This window comes from Rhizobium sp. YTU87027 (genome assembly GCF_050644135.1).
In the GTDB taxonomy this organism is placed as follows: domain Bacteria; phylum Pseudomonadota; class Alphaproteobacteria; order Rhizobiales; family Rhizobiaceae; genus Rhizobium.
Genome location: NZ_CP098441.1, coordinates 1,878,525 through 1,898,372 on the forward strand (window position 1 = coordinate 1,878,525; position 19,848 = coordinate 1,898,372).

15 protein-coding genes and 1 pseudogene are annotated in these 19,848 nt (G+C 59.5%); 4 read left to right on the plus strand and 12 right to left on the minus strand.

The window, feature by feature from the left end; all coding sequences use genetic code 11:
* Positions 1–222 precede the first annotated feature (222 nt).
* Positions 223–414 carry a hypothetical protein gene (locus NBG89_RS27900; protein ID WP_431323515.1) on the minus strand — a complete coding sequence of 64 codons (192 nt, stop codon included), beginning with the start codon at positions 412–414 and terminating at the stop codon, positions 223–225.
* 4 nt (positions 415–418) lie between these two features.
* Positions 419–982, minus strand: a complete 564-nt coding sequence (locus tag NBG89_RS27905) for a Chromate resistance protein ChrB (RefSeq protein ID WP_431323516.1) — start codon at positions 980–982, stop codon at positions 419–421.
* Between the two features lie 82 nt (positions 983–1,064).
* Between NBG89_RS27905 and NBG89_RS27910 the strand changes: the two are divergent.
* Together NBG89_RS27910 and NBG89_RS27915 are read left to right on the plus strand one after the other, a co-directional pair.
* Positions 1,065–1,425 (plus strand): annotated as a pseudogene (locus NBG89_RS27910) (cation transporter); the annotation flags it as partial.
* Positions 1,426–1,647: 222 nt separating this feature from the next.
* Positions 1,648–1,911 carry a hypothetical protein gene (locus NBG89_RS27915; protein WP_431323517.1) on the plus strand — a complete coding sequence of 88 codons (264 nt, stop codon included), beginning with the start codon at positions 1,648–1,650 and terminating at the stop codon, positions 1,909–1,911.
* A gap of 88 nt (positions 1,912–1,999) precedes the next feature.
* On the opposite strand, the gene NBG89_RS27920 is transcribed toward NBG89_RS27915, so the two are convergent.
* Genes NBG89_RS27920 through NBG89_RS27950 form a run of 7 tightly spaced genes read right to left on the minus strand, consistent with a single transcriptional unit; the run spans position 2,000 to position 10,852 of the window.
* Positions 2,000–3,004, minus strand: a complete 1,005-nt coding sequence (locus NBG89_RS27920; RefSeq protein WP_431323518.1) for an FAD:protein FMN transferase — start codon at positions 3,002–3,004, stop codon at positions 2,000–2,002.
* Positions 2,997–3,533, minus strand: coding sequence for a nitrous oxide reductase accessory protein NosL (locus tag NBG89_RS27925; protein ID WP_431323519.1), 537 nt, complete (start codon positions 3,531–3,533; stop codon positions 2,997–2,999). The genes NBG89_RS27920 and NBG89_RS27925 overlap by 8 nt, the downstream gene beginning before the upstream one ends.
* A complete protein-coding gene (locus tag NBG89_RS27930; RefSeq protein WP_431323520.1) occupies positions 3,530–4,357 on the minus strand; it encodes an ABC transporter permease subunit in 828 nt (275 codons plus the stop codon). The genes NBG89_RS27925 and NBG89_RS27930 overlap by 4 nt, the downstream gene beginning before the upstream one ends.
* Positions 4,354–5,271, minus strand: a complete 918-nt coding sequence (locus tag NBG89_RS27935) for an ABC transporter ATP-binding protein (RefSeq protein ID WP_431323521.1) — start codon at positions 5,269–5,271, stop codon at positions 4,354–4,356. The genes NBG89_RS27930 and NBG89_RS27935 overlap by 4 nt, the downstream gene beginning before the upstream one ends.
* The gene (locus tag NBG89_RS27940) at positions 5,268–6,641 is read right to left on the minus strand and encodes a nitrous oxide reductase family maturation protein NosD (RefSeq protein ID WP_431323522.1); all 1,374 of its coding nucleotides are present in this window, start codon (positions 6,639–6,641) and stop codon (positions 5,268–5,270) included. Before NBG89_RS27940 ends, NBG89_RS27935 begins: the two co-directional genes overlap by 4 nt.
* Positions 6,641–8,551 (minus strand): TAT-dependent nitrous-oxide reductase, encoded by a 1,911-nt coding sequence (gene nosZ, locus NBG89_RS27945; protein ID WP_431323523.1) that lies wholly within the window; start codon positions 8,549–8,551, stop codon positions 6,641–6,643. Before nosZ ends, NBG89_RS27940 begins: the two co-directional genes overlap by 1 nt.
* Positions 8,552–8,575: 24 nt before the next feature.
* On the minus strand, positions 8,576–10,852 hold the full coding sequence (locus tag NBG89_RS27950; protein ID WP_431323524.1) for a 4Fe-4S binding protein: 2,277 nt from the start codon (positions 10,850–10,852) through the stop codon (positions 8,576–8,578).
* A gap of 143 nt (positions 10,853–10,995) precedes the next feature.
* Between NBG89_RS27950 and NBG89_RS27955 the strand changes: the two genes are divergently transcribed.
* The gene (locus NBG89_RS27955; RefSeq protein WP_431323525.1) at positions 10,996–11,826 is read left to right on the plus strand and encodes a ferritin-like domain-containing protein; all 831 of its coding nucleotides are present in this window, start codon (positions 10,996–10,998) and stop codon (positions 11,824–11,826) included.
* A gap of 26 nt (positions 11,827–11,852) precedes the next feature.
* Here the strand turns inward: NBG89_RS27955 and NBG89_RS27960 are convergent, their stop codons facing one another.
* The 3 genes from NBG89_RS27960 to NBG89_RS27970 all read right to left on the minus strand — a co-directional run bounded on the left by NBG89_RS27960 (position 11,853) and on the right by NBG89_RS27970 (position 15,235).
* Entirely contained in the window at positions 11,853–12,002 is a 150-nt protein-coding gene (locus NBG89_RS27960; protein WP_431323526.1) for a twin-arginine translocase TatA/TatE family subunit, read from the minus strand.
* Between the two features lie 260 nt (positions 12,003–12,262).
* Positions 12,263–13,051, minus strand: a complete 789-nt coding sequence (gene fhuF, locus NBG89_RS27965) for a siderophore-iron reductase FhuF (protein WP_431323527.1) — start codon at positions 13,049–13,051, stop codon at positions 12,263–12,265.
* Between the two features lie 3 nt (positions 13,052–13,054).
* Positions 13,055–15,235 carry a TonB-dependent siderophore receptor gene (locus tag NBG89_RS27970; RefSeq protein WP_431323528.1) on the minus strand — a complete coding sequence of 727 codons (2,181 nt, stop codon included), beginning with the start codon at positions 15,233–15,235 and terminating at the stop codon, positions 13,055–13,057.
* A 511-nt stretch (positions 15,236–15,746) separates the two neighbouring features.
* On the opposite strand from NBG89_RS27970, the gene NBG89_RS27975 reads away from it, so the two are divergent.
* Positions 15,747–19,796 (plus strand): cadherin-like domain-containing protein, encoded by a 4,050-nt coding sequence (locus tag NBG89_RS27975; protein ID WP_431323529.1) that lies wholly within the window; start codon positions 15,747–15,749, stop codon positions 19,794–19,796.
* Positions 19,797–19,848 lie beyond the last annotated feature (52 nt).

Genomic DNA, 19,848 nt, shown 5'->3' on the forward strand with positions numbered 1-19,848 from the left:
TTGGAGTGCGGCACGTAGCTTGAGCAACTGACGGGTAGCTGAACAACCGGTCGCTCCTACCTGAAGAGGCTGGTGCGTCAAAATCATCCCTAGGCCGATATTTGCTCGATCTGCCGGACGCGTCTGCCTTTGAGACGCTTCCCGATTTGCCCAAAAAGCCACTTCTTCTCCGTTGCCTGGCGGCTGGCTTGCAACTGTTCGATGTAAACAATGCGCAATGGGTCACCTAGTCCAATGAAGCACCAGGACAGTCAGGCCGACGAAGCACACGGCCGATCCCCAGAACGTCCATTCGAAGCCACCAGAAAGAAGCGTGCCGAGCACGGAATGAGCATTATCCGCGCCGTGAACCATGAGCAGCGTTCCAATCACGATCATCGTGATGCCAGCGAGGTTCAATCCGACGTTTGCCATCGCGTTAGCATTCCTCGCTGTCGGCCTGGCGGTTCTCATCCTGCCGGACAAAGACCTCGTTCGCGTAGGCGTCCAATAGCGTTTCGCATTTGGCCAGTCGGGCTTGCGCGGCAGCGGCGAGGCTTGCGCCATAGAAGTCGAGTTTGTGGATTTTTCCGAACCAGGCTTTCAGCTTCTTGAGGTCCTCGTCGTTTTCCTCGATCTCGGCGTAGCTGTAATGATCAGCGGCGACTTCCTTGGCGATCTCGGCTTCGAAGTCGTCGCATCGATCCAGCAACTCCTTGTAGGCTTCGTCACGCTCGGCACGGAACCGCGCCACAACTCTCTCGGACTGGCTACGGTCGAGCGGGGCGCTCTCCAGAAGGAATGCCGCGCCACCGATCTCCAGGATTTCGTTGTCGATGAGCTTCAGGGCCCGGCGATGGTCGTCCGTCTTCGGTAGGAGGCAAACACCGTTCTGCAGATACACCGCTCCCAGCCCCTTGAGCTTTCGCCAAAGTGCAACCCGATGCCGGTTGGGTTCGGCGGGAACCTTATAGGTGAGCAGCAGCCAATCTTCTGTAGCCATGCCGCTATCAATGATGTAGCGATGGTTACAACTCAACGGCAGCGAATAAAGCGCCACGTTAAAGTCTCAGGAGAGAAGTGCCTTGCGCAACGTCGTCGTGATCGTGGCGCTGCTTAATCTTGCCTATTTCTTCGTGGAGGCAGCGGTCGCCTTCGCGATAGGGTCGGTCTCGCTCTTCGCAGATAGCGTCGACTTCCTCGAAGACGTATCGATCAATCTCTCAATCGGCGTAGCGCTCGGTTGGTCGGCCCGTCGACGCGCCGAGGATGGTGTTGGCGTTGATAATCCTCGTTCCCGGTCGCGCAACACTCTGGACCGCCTTCGGGCGCTTCCTGGACCCGACCCCGCCCGACCCATTTGCCTTGGGCCTTACTGGGTTTAGGGCGCTGGTGGTCAATCTGGCATGCGCAATGATGGGGGCCAACTGTCGGCGTGGAACGGGCATTTTCTGTTCCGTTCCTGAGCGCCGCCTATCCAATGGACCAAAGCTTTGAGGGTATGGGAGCAGTTCGGCTACAAGGGGACTGTTTGGGACTACCTCCCGCCGCCAACCCTTCCGAAGAAGAAAACGGCCCCCTTATATTGACGCCATCAGCCATAGTGATCCTCAGCTCATACCCCAGCCCCGAGTTTCTCAACGCCACAAACAGTGAGGCGGAAGAGAGTTGACCGCCGCAACTGCAGGTCGCCGACACGTCGGCGCAGTATTCTACACGGCCAAGACGATGACGCTGGATTTCGAGCCGTTCACAGTCTACGATGACGTATCCGTCAGCTTTAGCATCAAAACAGGTCAAGGTTCCTCGGACGTCACCTTCGACAACAACTTCGTCAACCAGACGCTCGGGAAGACCAACGGCAAGGTGGAGCCTCCGACGAGATGGCGGCGCTTCTCACCGCGCCCATCGGACGATCCGACACAATCATAACCGCGACCGATCCCGGAACCGTCACACTGCGAGCGAGTCCCAAGCTGGCAACGCGGCATCAGTGGCCATTCTTGCGCGGCTTATCCAACTAAAGGGTCCGCCCCAGCCTCTGCCCGATGCCGCTAACGTCAACAAGATCCACGGACACGTCCGGGAATTTGTCGAGTGTGTCCCGTATGGCGTTCACATCCATCAGATTGAAGGCTGTGGATAGTGCGTCCGCGCTCGCCGCGTCTTTTGCGACCACGCTCACCCGCCGATATAGTCTCGGCACCACACCCATCCTTGGATGGAGAATATGTCCAAATCTTCCGGCTTCGTCGAACGAGAAGCCCGTCTGGCTCGAGGTCGCGACCGCCAGATTGACGATCGGAAGAACCATATCCGGATCCGAATTGTCTTCGTATGCCGCAAGCCCCACACGCCATGGGTTTCCATCAGATTGAGCTCCGATCGCACGCGCTTCGCCCATATCCACGAGGCTGCTTGTGATACCGGCATCGCGAAGGATCTCCACCACGCGGTCCGTGATGAACCCTTGGGCGACGCCGTTGAGTGTCAGGGCCATCTGCGGACGGGCAAACGCGATCCGACCCGAGCCAAATCTTACCGCATCGAAACCGACGCGACGAAGATGCGCATTCAGGACGCTTGCATCCGGACCGTCCTCGCCAACGCCGGGCGACGCAAAATGATCGCGATAGAGCTTCCAGACCGGCTGAACCGTCGGATCAAACAGACCGCCGGTCGCTTCAAAATACGTCGAACATCTTCCGATGAGCGCTAGAAGTTCCGGCGGCGGCGCAGCAAGGCCGCCAACGCGGTTCAGTTCGACAAGGCTCGAATCGTCCCTGTACAGGCTGAAGATCCGTTCCAGCCGGGCCACTTCGACGACGATGGAACCGATCAGTCGTTTAGCCCTTTTCGCATCATGATCGTTCAAGATCAGCTTGGCTGGAGCCCCAAGCGCCTCACCGCTCCAGACGTACGCTGACGTTACCGCCCCTGCCGCCGTTTCCGACAAAAGCAAAGGCAAACCGCCCACAGCTGCAAAAATGCCGATGGCACGCCGGCGTGTGACCAACTTATCCATTGCTCCCAACCTTTGCATTTACCGACGGCTCGGATGTCGATTGCAGCACGTCACGATCGGCGATTTCCTCGAAAACGAGGACTTTGCCACCGTTCTTTCGAGCAAAGGCGTCGGCATCGGCGCGCACGGAGAATGGGACGGTCTCCGGGGCGCCCATGCCGCCATGAACCTGACTGCCGACCACGTAGAACGCCTTTTTGGCATCGATCCAGTTTTGACCTCCGGGCGCCTCCCAGCTTTCGGCGTGGCTCATATCCGAGACATAGAAGGCCGCGATATCTTTCGGTTCCTCCGGGAGCTTGGTGAAAGCCACCGCATCGCGCGCCGAACTGAACCAGACCGGCTCACCTCCGCTCCTCAGAATGATCTGGCCTTTGGGGCCGGGATGTTCCAGGACGTTCATCCCGCAGAAGTGGTCGATGGCCTCCGATGTCAGTTCGATCGGCTTGGGGACGGTCGTCTCAGCCTTTTCGCAACCGGTGAGAAACACGGCCGCGAGCATGAATGATAGGACGATGGGACGGGTCACAGTTCCCTCCTGGAGAAACGAAGCATTGCGAGCAACAGGGGAATGGCAACCCACAGGAAAAGCGAGGTTACCAAGAGCCCGGGCGTGAGCATCGAATTGGCGGCGACGCCGGCAATTGAAGATACCGATCCGGCCGTGTGTGATCCCAGATTGAGAAGTCGGTAGGCGTCAGTGGGATTGCCTATGAGGAGCGCGCTTACCAGTCCCGGCGAAAAGCCCTCACCCTTTGTCGACACGAGAGCACCAAGCAGGCCCATGTCATAGATGATGACGAAAAACAGCCAGATACCCAAGGCCATTCCGCCTGCGCTACTGCGCTGCGTCACGGACGCGCTCAGCAGATAGCCGATCGCGATAAAGACCGTCCCCAGTAAAATGGAAGATCCGATCATCGTGGCGAATGCGATCCAGCTGCCAGGATCAACGGCAGTACCGGCAACGACCAACGCGGCACCGGCTGCTCCGTATCCCACGAACGTTGCGACAGAGAGAATGAGCGTATGGCCCAAGAACTTCCCGAGAACGACCTGTCTGCGTCCGACTGGATAACTGAGAAGAAGAAGCAAAGTACCACGCTCCATTTCGCCGACGATGGCGTCGTGTGAAAGAAGCAGCGCAATCAGCGGGACCAGGAAGATCGTGAGGCTCGAGAGACTGACGATGATAATGTCGAGACGGCCGGCCCCGACATTGCCGGTCGGAGCGCTTCCGAGGAACGAGAGTGTCAATGCGAGCGAGGCAAGCAGCAGCGTGACGGCAACCACCCAGCGGTTTCTCAGTCCCTCCTGTATCTCCTTGCGCGCGATGATCAGTATGTTTTTCACGGCTTTCTTCCCTGTCCTTGAAGGAAATGCGCGTACACATCGTCGAGCGTCGGCTCGATGATCGTCATGCTGGTCAGCGCGTCCGGATCCGAGGTGACCGCAGAGATCACGGCTATCTTTTCCCTGTGATCGATATCGGCCTCCAGAAACTTGTCTTTTCGTTCCAGCCATTTGACCGAGCCGCGCGACCACGTCTCGACGGCAGCGTTGGCGCTCGGTTTGAAGCGGATGTGCGTTGGAAGGCAGGCAATCCGTCGAAGCTCGTCCAGGCTGCCGTCGGCGATCTTGCGTCCGCGATTGACGATAATCACGCGTTCAGCCCTATCCTCCAACTCGCTAAGAGCATGTGAGGAAAGCAGGACCGTTGTTCCCTTGCGCTTGAACTCCAGGATCAGGTCGTAAAAGCTTCGCCGCAGAGCCGGATCGAGCCCGCTCGTCGGCTCGTCCAGAAGCAGAAGCCGGGGCTCTCCCAGGAGCGCTTGTGCCAATCCCAGCCTTTGGCGCATGCCCTTCGAATAGGTTCTGACGGGCCTGTCGGCGGCGGTCTTGGCAAGCCCGACAAGATCGAACAGGTTTTGCCAACCGCTCATCGGAACGCGCTTCAGTCTGGCATAGAAGGAAAGGATCTCCTTGCCTGTCAGCGCCAGATGAAACGAGACGCTTTCTGGCAGATAGCCGACGTCCTTGCGGACACTGAGATTGCCAGAGACCGGATCCTCTCCCAGTACCCTGACGGTTCCGCCGGTCGGCCGAATAAGACCAAGGATCGCCTTGATAAGTGTTGTCTTGCCCGCCCCATTGTGCCCGACCAGAGCCACAAGTTCCCCTTCGTCCAGCGAAAAGGAAATGTCTTCAATCGCAGGCACGTCTTTGTAGAGCTTCGAGACGTTCTTAAGCGAAATAGTCGATGTCATTTTGTTGCGTCCTTGCCCGCAAGAGGAGCCATCAGCGGCTTGCTGTCGATCACGCCGCCAGGCAACAGTGAGGGGAACTGGGCCTGCGCCCAGCGAATGATCTGTACCGCCGGGCTTGTCGTCAAAATCTTCGCCTGCGGAGCGGTCCAAAGAACCGTGTCCACGATGTCGTTCGGACGGTAGGGGCTGTCGCCGATACCATCGCCATTGAGGTCGAAGGACGGGTTGTCGCTCCAGTAGTTTCCGCGGCCGTTCTTCGACCAATCGAGATAGCGCGAGCCGACGTACTTCACCTGATTGCGATTGCCGACAAAGGCATTGCCGACAATCTCGTTGCCCTCCGAGCCAGCCGTGAAGTGAATGCCGACGGCGCAGTTCTCAAAAAGGTTCTCTTCAAGGACGTTGCGGTTGGCATTGTAGATGAAAACGCATTTCTCAGGTCCGAGCCGCGTTGCCTCACCGCCGAGGGAGCTTGCTTCGATGCCGGGCATGTCCGAGGTCTCCGATCGTGTGCCCCCCATGACCCATCGATCGGCCGCCTGAAGGCGGCCGATCACCTTGTTGCGCGATATGGTCGATCCGTTCGCGAAGTTGAGCAGCAATCCGTGATCCCGATCACCGTCCGAAACGTTGTCGGTGATCGTAAGCCGGCTTGAAAACATGATCGCGTAGCCGACGAGGTTTCCCTGCGAGACGTTGCCGGTGATCTCGCTGTCGTTCGTATACATGTAGTGGATCGCAAACCTGAGATCGCGGAAACGGTTGTTCTTGAAAAGGTTCCGTTTGCTGGCATTCGTCGAGATGCCATCTTTTCCAAAGCTGATGTCGTTTTCGATGATTTTTGCACCGGGAGCATTCCACAGCGAAACGCCGTTGCCGGCCTCGCTCATGCGTCCGCCAGTCATGCCTGTAATGCGATTTCGTTGGGCAATGGAACCCGCCGCGCCGTGCAGATAGATACCGTTGAGGTTGCCCGTGATTATATTGTCCTCGACGACCGCTCCGGTGGCGGACTGGCTGACGAAGATCCCGGAATCAAGTCCGGCAAGATCAAAACCGGATCCCTTTATTTCCAGTCCGCGAACCGTGGCCCGGGGCGCGGACACCGTAACGACACTTCCCTTGCCATCGCCGAGGATGATCGCCCCTCGTTGTCCTTCGAGGACGACCGGCTTGTCGATGACCAAGGGGCCGCGATAGGTGCCGGGAGCCAGTTCTATCCTGTCTCCAGCAAAGGCCTCGTCGATAACGCGCTGCAGTGAGAGGTTGGCATCCGGCGTCACCTGACGCTCGGTCGCAAAACCAAATGCCGGAACGGCGGTCGTTGCGACCGCCATCCCGAATAGCGCTATCTTGGCAAAATGCGCCATCACGCCGCCTTTGGCTCGACCAGCATGCGCCCCTGCATCTCCATGTGCATCGCATGGCAGAACCACGAGCAATAGTACCAGTAGACGCCTGGCTTGTCGGCCGTGAAGGTGACCGATGCGGTGGCCTGCGGCGCAACCTCCATCTGTATGCCGTAATTCACGATCGAGAAGCCGTGGGTCAGGTCCTCAACATCGTCGATGTTGGTGATGTAGACCGTCACCTCGTCGCCCTGCTTGACGTTGAAGGACTCCAGACCGAACGCCGGCGCGGCCGAGGTCATGTAGACACGCACCTTGTTTCCATCCCGGATCACCTGCGAGTCCGAAAGAAGATCTATGTTGTCCTTCTTCGCCTGGGCGACCGCGTCTGCAAAGAAGACATCCTCGCGGTTCCAGACATTGACCGGATTGATCTTCGAGGAATGCACGATCGTCGCGTCATGCGGCTCGGCGAAGGTCGGGTTGTCGTGGACGAGAACCATCTTGTCGCCGGATATGTCGATCAGCTGATCGTTTTCGGGCTTGAGAGGTCCAACGTTGAGATAGCGATCCTTCGAGAACTTGTTCAGCGAGATCAGCCACTTTCCATCTGCGTCCTTGGTCTGCCCCATCGACGTGTGATTGTGGCCCGGCTGGTACTGGACATCGATTTTCTGGCGAATCGGATCGACCTTCTCTCCCTTGAAGGCACGGATGGCGTCCTCGATGTTCCACTTGCAAACCTGGCTGTCGATGAACAACGTCGTATAGGCGTTGCCGCGACCGTCATAGGCCGTGTGAAGCGGGCCGAGACCGAGCTGGGGTTCGGCGACAACCGTCTCCCGTGGCTGTATCTTGTCTTCGAAAAGGTCATCGAATTTGCGAACGTCGAAGACCGTCACGGTCGGCGAGAGCTTGCCGTTGGCGACCACATGAATGCCGTCCGGGGCGGTATTGATCCCATGCGGGCTGTTGGAAACCGGAATGTAGCGGGTGTAGGCCGAGCCATGGCGCCCGTCCAGCACCGGCACGCCGCCAATCTTCTTGAAGTCTCCGCGCGCAACCGCGTCTTCGATCCTCTTGAGATTGAAGACGACCACCCAGTCCTGATCCTTGGCCATCGTCTCAGGAAGGTTCACGCCCTCTTCGGAATTATAGCATGTCGCAAAGCAATATTTGCCCTGGTAGTCGGCGTCGACATTGTCGAGGTTGCCATCAACGATGATCTGCCAGGCGACTTCCATCGTTTCGCCGTCAACGGCAGTGAAAACAGCATGATACTGCTTGGGATCGTCCAGAACCTTGCCGTCGTTCGGAATAGGAACGCGATCTTCACCGTTGCAGAACACATATCCGGTCTTCGGGTACTTCTGGACGCGAAGACCGTGAACGGTATGCTGGTTGGGGAGTTCGATGATCTTGTCGCACTTCATCACGTCGAGACGGATTCTGCAGACGCGGGTATTCGCCTTGTCGTTGGCAAACAGGTATCGGCCGTCGTATGTGCCATCCGTAAACGATGGATGCGGATGGTGCAGATCGCCGTTTTGGTAAACACCGCCGCGTGTCGCCAGGAATTCGCGGGTCTGCGGAAGCAGGCCCTCCGTCAGGACCTTGCGGCTCTCGTTCGTCAACCCCCAACCGGTCGCGCTGCAGCGGTTGTAAACCGGGATACGCATGAGTTCTCGCATCGAAGGAAGCCCGACAACGCGTATCTCACCCGACTGACCGCCGGAAACGAACACGTAGTATTCGTCGAGTTCACCGGGCTTGACCTCGTAGTCCAGACCTTCTGCCTGGGCCGCCGTCGCCATGGCACCAGACAGCGTCAGCGCGCCGCCGACGCCAGCTGCGCCCGCAGCCGCAGCAAACGCCGTGGTTCCGAGCAACTGTCGTCGATTAAACAGCGGATTCTTCGTTTCTGTCGTCATTTTCCGTCTCCTTTTATGAACATGTCACGCCGTTTGGTCCGGCGCGGCCTCTGCTTTCGTGATGGGAATACCCCTGTAGGTGACTTCGACCTTCGGCTTTTTCGCAGGCGTTTCGCCCCTTGATTCCGGCGTTGACAGCGCCATGAATTTCTCTCGCTTCAGACGCACCTGGATCATGTGCGGACAGCGCTGGTCGTCCTGGTAAAGTTCCTGGCAGTGCATGCAGTAGATGCATTCGTTGACGTTGATTTGCCCCTCAGGATGGATCGCCTGGACGGGACACTCCTTGGCGCAGCGTTGGCAAGGAGAGCCGCATTCGGGCCACCGCTTCAGCCATTCGAACATCCGGATCCGTCCCGGGATCGCCAGGGCGGCTCCCAAGGGGCAGAGGTAGCGGCAGTAGAAGCGTTCGATGAAGAGGCCCGCACCGAGCAAGGACAGGGCAAAGAGCACGAATGGCCACTGACGAGCGAACTTGAGAATGATCGCCGTCTTGAATGGTTCAACCTCTGAAAATGTCTCCGCCAGCGCCATCGAGTAGAATGAGAGACCGAAGAGGGCGAGGAAGATGATGTACTTCACCGGCCAGAGGCGCTCATGCAGACCCCACGGCAGCTTTATCTGAGGGACGCCAAGCTTCCTGGCTGCGCCGTTGGTGAGCTCCTGCAGCGCGCCGAAGGGGCACAGCCATCCGCAGAAAGGTCCCCTGCCCCAGAAGAGCAACGCCGCTGCACCCGCAGCCCAAAGCAGGAAGATCAATGGCGCGGCCAGGAAGAACTGCCAATTGAAACCCGAAATGACGGCGTTTGCGAAGGTCAGCACGTTTACGACGGAGAGCTGCGCATTTGCATACCAGCCGAGCCAGACGAGCGTGAACAGGAGAAACCCCGTGCGGACATATCCGAACAGCTTGGGCCGGCGCACCAGCCAATCCTGGAAGAAGAAAATCGCGGTAAGGATGAGAATGGCAGCCATCGTGATCGCGATCTTGATGCGGCTACCGTCCCAGATTTTCATCCAAAGCTGAGGTTCGCCATTGCTTTCCGGCATGTCGGAAGAGGCCTCAACCGGCGCGGCAGGAGCCGCTACGGGAACCGCTTGGCTGACGCGATCGATCTTCACATAGGTGTCGGGAAGCGTGTAGCCGAGGTTGTAGGGCAACACCGCCTTCTGCGCGCCGGTGCTGCGCTGGACAAGCAGCTGGAGTTCAAAGGGCTCCGTCACATCGAAGGTGAAATCCTTGGGCACGACGAAAAGCGCGATTTCTCTGAGTTTGGGGGCACCTGCCGCCGCGAGCGAAGGAATGCGGGTGTGGTCATGATCGTGGAACCTGATGCCCTGGCCGTCCTGCAGAAGCTCGATACGATCGAAAATTCCGCCTCTGACGTATCCGGAGCCCTTGAAGGAATAGGCGCCGTCGCCTGCGACCAGCACCGCGGATTGATCAGGTTTCAATTGCTTGCGCAGACGCTCGTAAAGCGTCTCGCCCAGGAGACTGCGTCCAATGATGGGCACGCTTGCGGGCGCGACGTAAAGATCGATGAAGCGCTCTGTCTCCGGCGTCACCTCCGGGTTGTTTGCGGCCGCATCCTGCTTGGCAGCCCGAAACGCTTCGGAGACCTCCCCGACCGACAGACGCAGGCTTCGGATCGACCCGTCGCCCAGGAGAGACTGCCAGTCCTTTATCCCGACCTTCGTCTCGTCGACATGCTTCACCTCGGCGATCTGAGGCGCTTGAACAGTGTTTTGGCTATCAAGCCGATGCGAGCGGATAAGCTTGACCGCCGACCTGATCACGCTGTCCCCCATGACCAGCACGGTCACGGTCGCGCCACTGACGATATCGACCTGAGGCGGGCGATCAAGACCGGCGGCCACACGACTGAGGTCCTTGCCGATGATCGAGTTCAATGCCGCGACAACGCGGGCCTGGGGAATGCCGATCAGAACGATCGGCTCCTTGTGGTCGACGAGTTTGATGCCGCGAATAATCCCTTCGCGCGATATTCCGACCACGATGTGAATAGGTTTGCCAGAGTAGCCGGTCGACGCGGTAAAGTCGGAATTCAGATAGGCGTATCCGAGAACCTCGCCGGCCCTCATCACTGGCGCAATTGGCGGCTCACCTTGTGGAGGCCCAAAGCTTTCGGCTCCCTGGAAGAGTTCGCCCGGTTGGACTTTTTGGAGATAAGTCGCAAGTTGGTCGGCTGCGCTACAGGCCGCAGCCGAGAATACGGTGACCGACACCACGACAAGCGCGCGCAGGCATGCTCGGAGCCAGGATCTCGAATTCGATATCATATTGTGCGCGCGTCCACCCGTTTTTCGAAGTACGCGGCGATATTAGGCGCTGGTCGAGAAGCGCTCTTTGACGAGCGTCAAACTCAAAAATCTTCTTTCTGATATTCCGGTTACCGGCAACAATGAAGGAACCGGGTAGCACGATGACGAGACTGACGAAGGAGCCAAGTGCAATCAATTCATTGCCGGAATTGCTGGCAACGGCGAGAGACATGGAAATGGAGGCGGTCGCCGGATATGAGGCATTACGCGAACATATGCGTCGGTCGGGCAAGCCAGAACTCGTTGCCGTCTTCGAAAGACTGGCCGCCGAGGAACGCGAGCATCTCGCTTCCGTAGATCAATGGTCGACTGAAGTCGGCGTGCCAAGGAGCGCTACCGGCGGCCAATCGGACGAACTGTTCGACGACGAGGGAATGAACCTCACCGATCCCGATCTGCTGTCCGCATACAGGGCCTTTTCGGTTGCCGTCAGGAACGAAGAGCGGGCTTTCCTCTTCTGGACTTATGTATCCGCGCATGCGCCAACCTCGGACATTGCCAAAGCGGCAGAGCGTATGGCGCGCGAGGAATTGGGGCACGTATCGACGCTCCGCCGCGAGCGGCGCGCAGCCTTCCACATGCGAAAGAAATCAGATGCCCGGCAGACCGTTCCAATACGCGAGCTCGAGCGTCGGCTCGAAATCCACCTCAAAGCGCTGGCGAAGCACCAACCGACCCGTTCAAATCAGTTGTTGGCGTTCGCGCAGCAGGGCTTGGAACGGGCGGCAATGGCGGGAGATCAAACAATCCAGATTGAGCGTTCGCCGACGCAGCCAGACCTTCAGGCAACGGCATTGGCCGAACTCTTGCTCGATCATCATCTTGGACAAGCCGAGCTTTCAAGGGACGAACCGACCCGCGATCTCGCACAGCAGTTTGCGGGACAGCTTGTGGAGACTTTGGCGGCTCTACGAAGAAGACCGGCCGGCTAGCGATCTCAGCCGGCTTTCGCCGTTTGTCATCCTTCGCGTTCGTCTTCAACGCCCTTTTTGAACTGTCTAATTCCCTGAGCCAGGTCTCCCATCAGCTCGGGGATTTTTCCTTTTCCGAACAGAAGCAATACGATTACGAGCACAATCAGCCAGTGCCAGGCGCTAAACGAACCCATAAGAAGACTCCTGCCACCGCGTTGCTTCACCGGTTACTTTCTGCGGCGGATCGAAAGTGTCGCGACAGTAACAAGATCGCTGTTGACCTCATTGAGATAACGCAAGCAAGCCGCGGTTCGTCGAACGACGACGCAGCGCTGCAATTGCGAGGCTCGCTCGACGGTCGCAGCCGACGTCGTCATCGCTGACTGTCGGACAGCGGCTTCGCCCTCGCCAGGGCGCGGTCTTGGCGAAATGCGGATAGAATGCGTCCGGTCGCCTAGTGGCGTCCGTCTGGCAATGGGCATGCCTCGCCGCAACCGCCAACGCCTGGGAGGTTGTACCTCAGGCAACAAACCTTCCGTTGGGCGAACTCCAGGCCGCACTGCTGTCTGGCGGTGCGGATCATCCCGAACATCGGATTGCGGCGACCGTCTGGCCATGACGGCTCGTCAAGCAGCGAAAGACCCCCCTCGACGAGAAGACGCTGCTTGCGGTGCGCTATCTCCTTGAGGATCCATGAAAGATAGGCTGCGACATTGTTCCATAAGAGTTTCGGCGCCAGAGCCCCGTTCGCCGCAATCGCCGCTATAACGGGTTCGATATGGCTGACCATCAACTGGTAGAGATCGTCGGCCGGATTGGCGGTGGTGGCGGGACGCCCGAACATGACGAAGGCTTCCGGCTCGCAGGTCTCTTCGTCACAGACGAGTGAAAGGCGATCGATGGCCAACGGCAGTCCGATCCCGTTGACGAACATATGAACGCTTGGAGCGACCGTCAGGACGCTGAAATAATAGAGCGTCCACATCGAGACGATCGCGCGTCGGTCGCTGCCGGGAAACTTGCCGGCATATCGCGCGATAACCTCATCAAAGACACTTGCATCACAAAGATCGGTGCAGCGGATCACTCTACCTGTCTGCGGTGCTGTTAGGAGCAATTTTCCGCGGCAATAGGAAAACGGGCCATCGCCCACGAACCCGTCGAGATCGACGGGCCCGGGGGCAACGAGGCGATTGGCGATCAGGTCCTGGAGCTTAGACGGCTCGTCTGTTTTCGCTGCCATCGATCACCAACGATATTTCAGCGTCGCCGTCATGTTCCGGCCCTGGCCAAGATAGCAAAAGCCCTCCTCGCAGACGGTGTCTCGGTGATCAGCGATGTTGCGGATATTGAAGGCCGCCGTCAGCCCCTCATATTTCTTGTCGATTGCCCCAAAATCATAGGCCAGGGCCGCGTCGAGATAGAAACTCGAGGCATTCTTCGAGGTATTGGCCGTATCCGTCCAGTTCTTGCCGACATAGCGTAGGCCAGCACCGACCGACAGGCCATTGAAGGCAGTTGCTTCCTGGAAGGTATAATTTGCCCAAAGGCTTGCAACATGCGCCGGTGTGACCGCCGGCGTATTGCCCTTGTTGTCGCCTTCGGTCACTTCCGAGTGGTTGTAGGTATATGCCGCGATCAGATCGAGGCCGTCGGAAACCGCAGCACGGGCTTCAAGCTCAATGCCCTTCCCGGTCACCTCGCCGAGCGAGGCATAGGCAAGCGTTAGCGGGTCGACGAGAACCGGCTTGTTCTTTTCAACGATGTGATAGGCGACGGCCGACAGCAATATGTCGGAGCCGGGCGGCTGATACTTCACGCCGAGCTCGTACTGTTCGCCCTTCGTCGGCTCAAGGATTTCGCCGGAAGCAGACCGGTTGGTAACCGGGTCGAACGAGGTTGCGTAAGAGACGAACGGCGCAATCCCGTTGTCGAAGAGATAAAGCGCGCCGCCCTGCACGGAAAAGGCATGCTTGCTGACGTCTTCCGAAGTGTTCAACCCGAAAGAGGGGTATGTGGTGTCGCGCGTCTGCTCCACCCACGTCTGGCGACCGCCGAGATTGAAGCGCCAATTGCCAGCCTCGATCTGATCCAGGGCGTAAACGCCGACCTGGCGCATGTCGGCGTCGGCGACAATGAAGTTATAGGCAGGCGTTGCTCCCGAAACGCCATAAGTCGGATTGGCAATATCGAAGTCGAACGCCGGATCGACCGCCCCGATGCCATAGCCCCAATTGGAATTGAGATTGGTAAAATCGACACCGAACAGCATCGTGTGTGCGAGAGCACCAGTGTCGAATTTTGCCTCGAGCTGGTTGTCGACCTGGAAGACGTTCAATTCGTCGCGGATGGAACTGGCGTTGCGGTGGGCAACCGTGCCGGTCCAGCTCGAGATGCCAAGGTAGCGCGCCCTGAGATCGAGATGCGAATAGCGCAGGTTCTGCCGGAAGGTCAGGCCATTGTCGAATTCGTGCTCGAACTGGTAGCCGACCTGCTGCTGGCGGACCTTCTGATAGTCGTAGTCGGGGTCGCTCTGCCTGATATCGAGAATTCTTCCATCCTCTGTGGTAACCGCACCGACGTTGGAATCTGTTTCGTCCGATTGCGCCAGGCCGTAGACCGTAAGGGAGGTGTTCTCATCCGGCTTCCAGGTAAGCGACGGTGCAAAGAAGTAGCGATCGTCTGCAATATCGAAATTGGTGTCGCCACGGCGCGCAAGACCAACGATACGATAGAGAAAATCATCGTTCGTTTCGCTGACCGGCCCGCTGAAGTCGAACGTCGCCGCGGCCAGATTCTTGGTGCCGTAGGAGATACCGACCTCGTGGATCGTTTCCTCGGTCGGGAACTTCGATACCTTGTTGACGAGGCCGCCTGGTGATCCCGAACCGTAAAGGACCGATACCGGGCCCTTGATCACCTCGATACGCTGCAGCTGGTAGGGATCTGTACGGAACATGCCGTAGTTGATGAAGGGCTGACGCAACCCGTCACGATAATCACCGATCGTCGTCACGTTGAAGCCGCGAATGAAGATCTGGTCGAAGCGCGGATCGAACCCGTTCGCCCCGGTCGTGACCCCGGCGGAATACCGAACGGCTTCGATGACGCTTTGCGCGCCGCGCTCGTCGATTTCCTTCTGCGTGATGACAGAGACCGAGCGCGGCGTCTCAACCAGCGGCGTGTTGATTTTGGTGGCGGCGGCGCTGTTCTTGGCCGCGACGGAAATCCGGTCCGTCTTGCTATCAGAGGCTGTCGCGCCCTCAACGACGATGGGTTTCAGCTCCGTTGGATTGGCTTCGCTCGAAACAGTCTGCGCCTGCGCGGGCAACGCGACCATGCAGCTCAAGACCAGCGCTCTCGTAATATATAACCTATGCCTATAGAATTGGATGAAGTTATTATAAATGCTGAAATAAACCCGCATCTCTGCTTATCCCCACGTCACACAATGCGGCGGAACGTAGGGGGTCAGAAATGCCGTGTCAATATAACATGATTCTTTTTATCATCTTTAAATTCATCAGGAAGCGCATGCCCTCGTTCCCGATCAAGTTGCACGAAGTGGTGCGTAAGTCATCGAGCAGAGGCCGACGTCGTGACTGCAGTGACATGACTGTTGTGCGGACGAGTGGCCCTCTGTTGGGCTACTTCGATCGCCGTAATCCTGCGGGTGAAGCACAGTGCCGGGGATGCCGGCGCTAACAATTACATGTATTAGTGAATCATTATATTCATTGATAACTTAACTCTATTGTATAGCTGATGACATTATATGTATTGTATGGCTTACTATTTGTGAAAACATAATATAACGTCCTAATGTGGCATGTTTATTCCGCAATTTCGTCGGCGACGGGGCGAGCGCGCCGGCATCAACAATAACTAATGGGGGCGAACACTTCTGTCGTTCGCAGGAACACTGGGGGGAATTTGTAATGGCGACTACGACAGTTTCAGGCACGACCGTCACGTTTTCGAATTCAGGCGCGGCGGCCGATCTGACACAATCCGGCACCGAGGATGGCAGCCTTCAGTTCACGTTCGACGTCCTGGCCGCAAGCGGCGGCGGAGCGAAGACGACGATCTATTCGGTGGATGACGGCGTCAAGAACGACGACGGAGGGGCAGCGATCACCGTCACCAACAAGGCGTTTGTCGACTACAACAAGGACCTGCTGATCCAGGACGGCGTGGGCATTAGCTACAGCCAAACCAGCCAGAAGGGAGCAACATTCTGGATCGGTAGTGACAACAAGATCCACTATGACGCAGCCAGTCTAAGCGCACAGATCAACGCGCTCGATGCCGGAGAAGCGTTCAAGGACACAATCCAGTACACGATCAAGATGTCGAACGGCACTCTCAGCGTCGGCACGCTGACGGTTGTGATCAACGGCGTCAACGATACTCCGGTCCTCAGCGCCAATGCGGCGACACTGGCGGCAGGAACCGAAGATACCGCCTACACCTTCAGCGCCGCTGACCTGCTCGCCGGCTTCACCGATGTCGACGGCGATCAGCTGTCGGTCTCCGGCCTGACGGCCAACCATGGCGCGCTCGCCGACAACGGCGACGGCACCTGGACCTTCACGCCGGCCGCCAACTACAACGGCCCGGTCAGCCTCAGCTACACCGTCACCGACGGCCATGGTGGCAGCGTCCCGGCGACGCAGAGCTTTACGCTGGCGGCGGTCAACGACGCGCCGGTCCTCAGCGGCAATGCGGCGACGCTGGCGGCAGGAACCGAAGACACCGCCTACACCTTCAGCGCCGCTGACCTGCTCGCCGGCTTCACCGATGTCGACGGCGATCAGCTGTCGGTCTCCGGCCTGACGGCCAACCATGGCGCGCTGGCCGACAACGGCGACGGCACCTGGACCTTCACGCCGGCCGCCAACTACAACGGCCCGGTCAGCCTCAGCTACACCGTCACCGACGGCCATGGCGGCAGCGTCCCGGCGACGCAGAGCTTCACGCTGGCGGCGGTCAACGACGCGCCGGTCCTCAGCGGCAATGCGGCGACGCTTGCGGCAGGAACCGAAGACACCGCCTACACCTTCAGCGCCGCTGACCTGCTCGCCGGCTTCACCGATGTCGACGGCGATCAGCTGTCGGTTTCCGGCCTGACGGCCAACCATGGCGCGCTCGCCGACAACGGCGACGGCACCTGGACCTTCACGCCGGCCGCCAACTACAACGGCCCGGTCAGCCTCAGCTACACCGTCACCGACGGCCATGGCGGCAGCGTCCCGGCGACGCAGAGCTTCACGCTGGCGGCGGTCAACGACGCGCCGGTCCTCAGCGGCAATGCGGCGACGCTTGCGGCAGGAACCGAAGACACCGCCTACACCTTCAGCGCCGCTGACCTGCTCGCCGGCTTCACCGATGTCGACGGCGATCAGCTGTCGGTTTCCGGCCTGACGGCCAACCATGGCGCGCTCGCCGACAACGGCGACGGCACCTGGACCTTCACGCCGGCCGCCAACTACAACGGCCCGGTCAGCCTCAGCTACACCGTCACCGACGGCCATGGCGGCAGCGTCCCGGCGACGCAGAGCTTCACGCTGGCGGCGGTCAACGACGCGCCGGTCCTCAGCGGCAATGCGGCGACGCTTGCGGCAGGAACCGAAGACACCGCCTACACCTTCAGCGCCGCTGACCTGCTCGCCGGCTTCACCGATGTCGACGGCGATCAGCTGTCGGTTTCCGGCCTGACGGCCAACCATGGCGCGCTCGCCGACAACGGCGACGGCACCTGGACCTTCACGCCGGCCGCCAACTACAACGGCCCGGTCAGCCTCAGCTACACCGTCACCGACGGCCATGGCGGCAGCGTCCCGGCGACGCAGAGCTTCACGCTGGCGGCGGTCAACGACGCGCCGGTCCTCAGCGGCAATGCGGCGACGCTTGCGGCAGGAACCGAAGACACCGCCTACACCTTCAGCGCCGCTGACCTGCTCGCCGGCTTCACCGATGTCGACGGCGATCAGCTGTCGGTTTCCGGCCTGACGGCCAACCATGGCGCGCTCGCCGACAACGGCGACGGCACCTGGACCTTCACGCCGGCCGCCAACTACAACGGCCCGGTCAGCCTCAGCTACACCGTCACCGACGGCCATGGCGGCAGCGTCCCGGCGACGCAGAGCTTCACGCTGGCGGCGGTCAACGACGCGCCGGTCCTCAGCGGCAATGCGGCGACGCTTGCGGCAGGAACCGAAGACACCGCCTACACCTTCAGCGCCGCTGACCTGCTCGCCGGCTTCACCGATGTCGACGGCGATCAGCTGTCGGTTTCCGGCCTGACGGCCAACCATGGCGCGCTCGCCGACAACGGCGACGGCACCTGGACCTTCACGCCGGCCGCCAACTACAACGGCCCGGTCAGCCTCAGCTACACCGTCACCGACGGCCATGGCGGCAGCGTCCCGGCGACGCAGAGCTTCACGCTGGCGGCGGTCAACGATGCGCCGGTCCTCAGCGGCAATGCGGCGACGCTTGCGGCAGGAACCGAAGACACCGCCTACACCTTCAGCGCCGCTGACCTGCTCGCCGGCTTCACCGATGTCGACGGCGATCAGCTGTCGGTTTCCGGCCTGACGGCCAACCATGGCGCGCTCGCCGACAACGGCGACGGCACCTGGACCTTCACGCCGGCCGCCAACTACAACGGCCCGGTCAGCCTCAGCTACACCGTCACCGACGGCCATGGCGGCAGCGCCCCGGCGACGCAGAGCTTCACGCTGGCGGCGGTCAACGACGCGCCGGTCCTCAGCGGCAATGCGGCGACGCTTGCGGCAGGAACCGAAGACACCGCCTACACCTTCAGCGCCGCTGACCTGCTCGCCGGCTTCACCGATGTCGACGGCGATCAGCTGTCGGTTTCCGGCCTGACGGCCAACCATGGCGCGCTCGCCGACAACGGCGACGGCACCTGGACCTTCACGCCGGCCGCCAACTACAACGGCCCGGTCAGCCTCAGCTATACCGTCACCGACGGCCATGGCGGCAGCGCCCCGGCGACGCAGAGCTTCACGCTGACAGCAGTCAACGACGCGCCGACGGCGGTTGAGTTGTCGAACACAGTGACGTCGACGCCTGAAAATGGGGACATGATCAAAGTTGCCGATATCGCGGTAACGGATGTCGACTCGGGGAACAACGTATTGTCGCTGTCTGGAAGTGACGTTGGGTCATTCACGATCTCGAATGGCGCGCTGTACTTCAACGGTGGCGCGGACTTCGAAGCGAAGGCCAGCTACGACGTGACTGTGAACGTGAATGATGCCACGGTTGGCGGCACACCGGATGCCTCGCACAGCTTCCATCTCGGTATCATCGACGTGATCGAAACCGACAGCGATACCAGCAATGACCACGATACGGATACGGCGACCGCGACAACTACAAACTGGGGTGAGACCAACGGTGTCGATATTAAGGTTGGAGACGCAGCTGACAATACAATCAGTGGCGGCAACGGTGGTGACACCCTTTATGGCCAAGCAGGTAACGACACGCTGAATGGCAACAGCGGGGTCGATAAGCTATACGGCCAAGCAGGTAACGACACGCTGACTGGAAGCCAAGGCTCTGACACGTTGTACGGGGGATCCGGCAACGACACGCTCAATGGCAGCAGCGAGCAGGATGATCTTTGGGGTGGCTCCGGCAATGACACATTTGTGTTTGCCTCCGCGGGCGACAGCACTTCCGGCACCCCTGACACGATCCATGACTTCCACCATGGATTTGACAAGATCGATGTGAGCGGGCTCGACGCGTACACGGCCAACCCCAGCACCCAGGGCGATCAAGCGTTCGCCTGGGGTGGAACGACGAAGACGGCCCACAGTGCCTGGTACACGGAAAGCGGCGGCAACACGATCCTTCACTTCGATACCAATGGCGATGCGAACAGCGACGAAATGACGATCGTCTTGACAGGCACAAACCTGGGCTTGACGGCTTCGGATTTCATCCTCTGACCAAAAAAACGACGGCCAGCTTTCCGGCCGTGCCGCCACCGCGGCAGTTTCA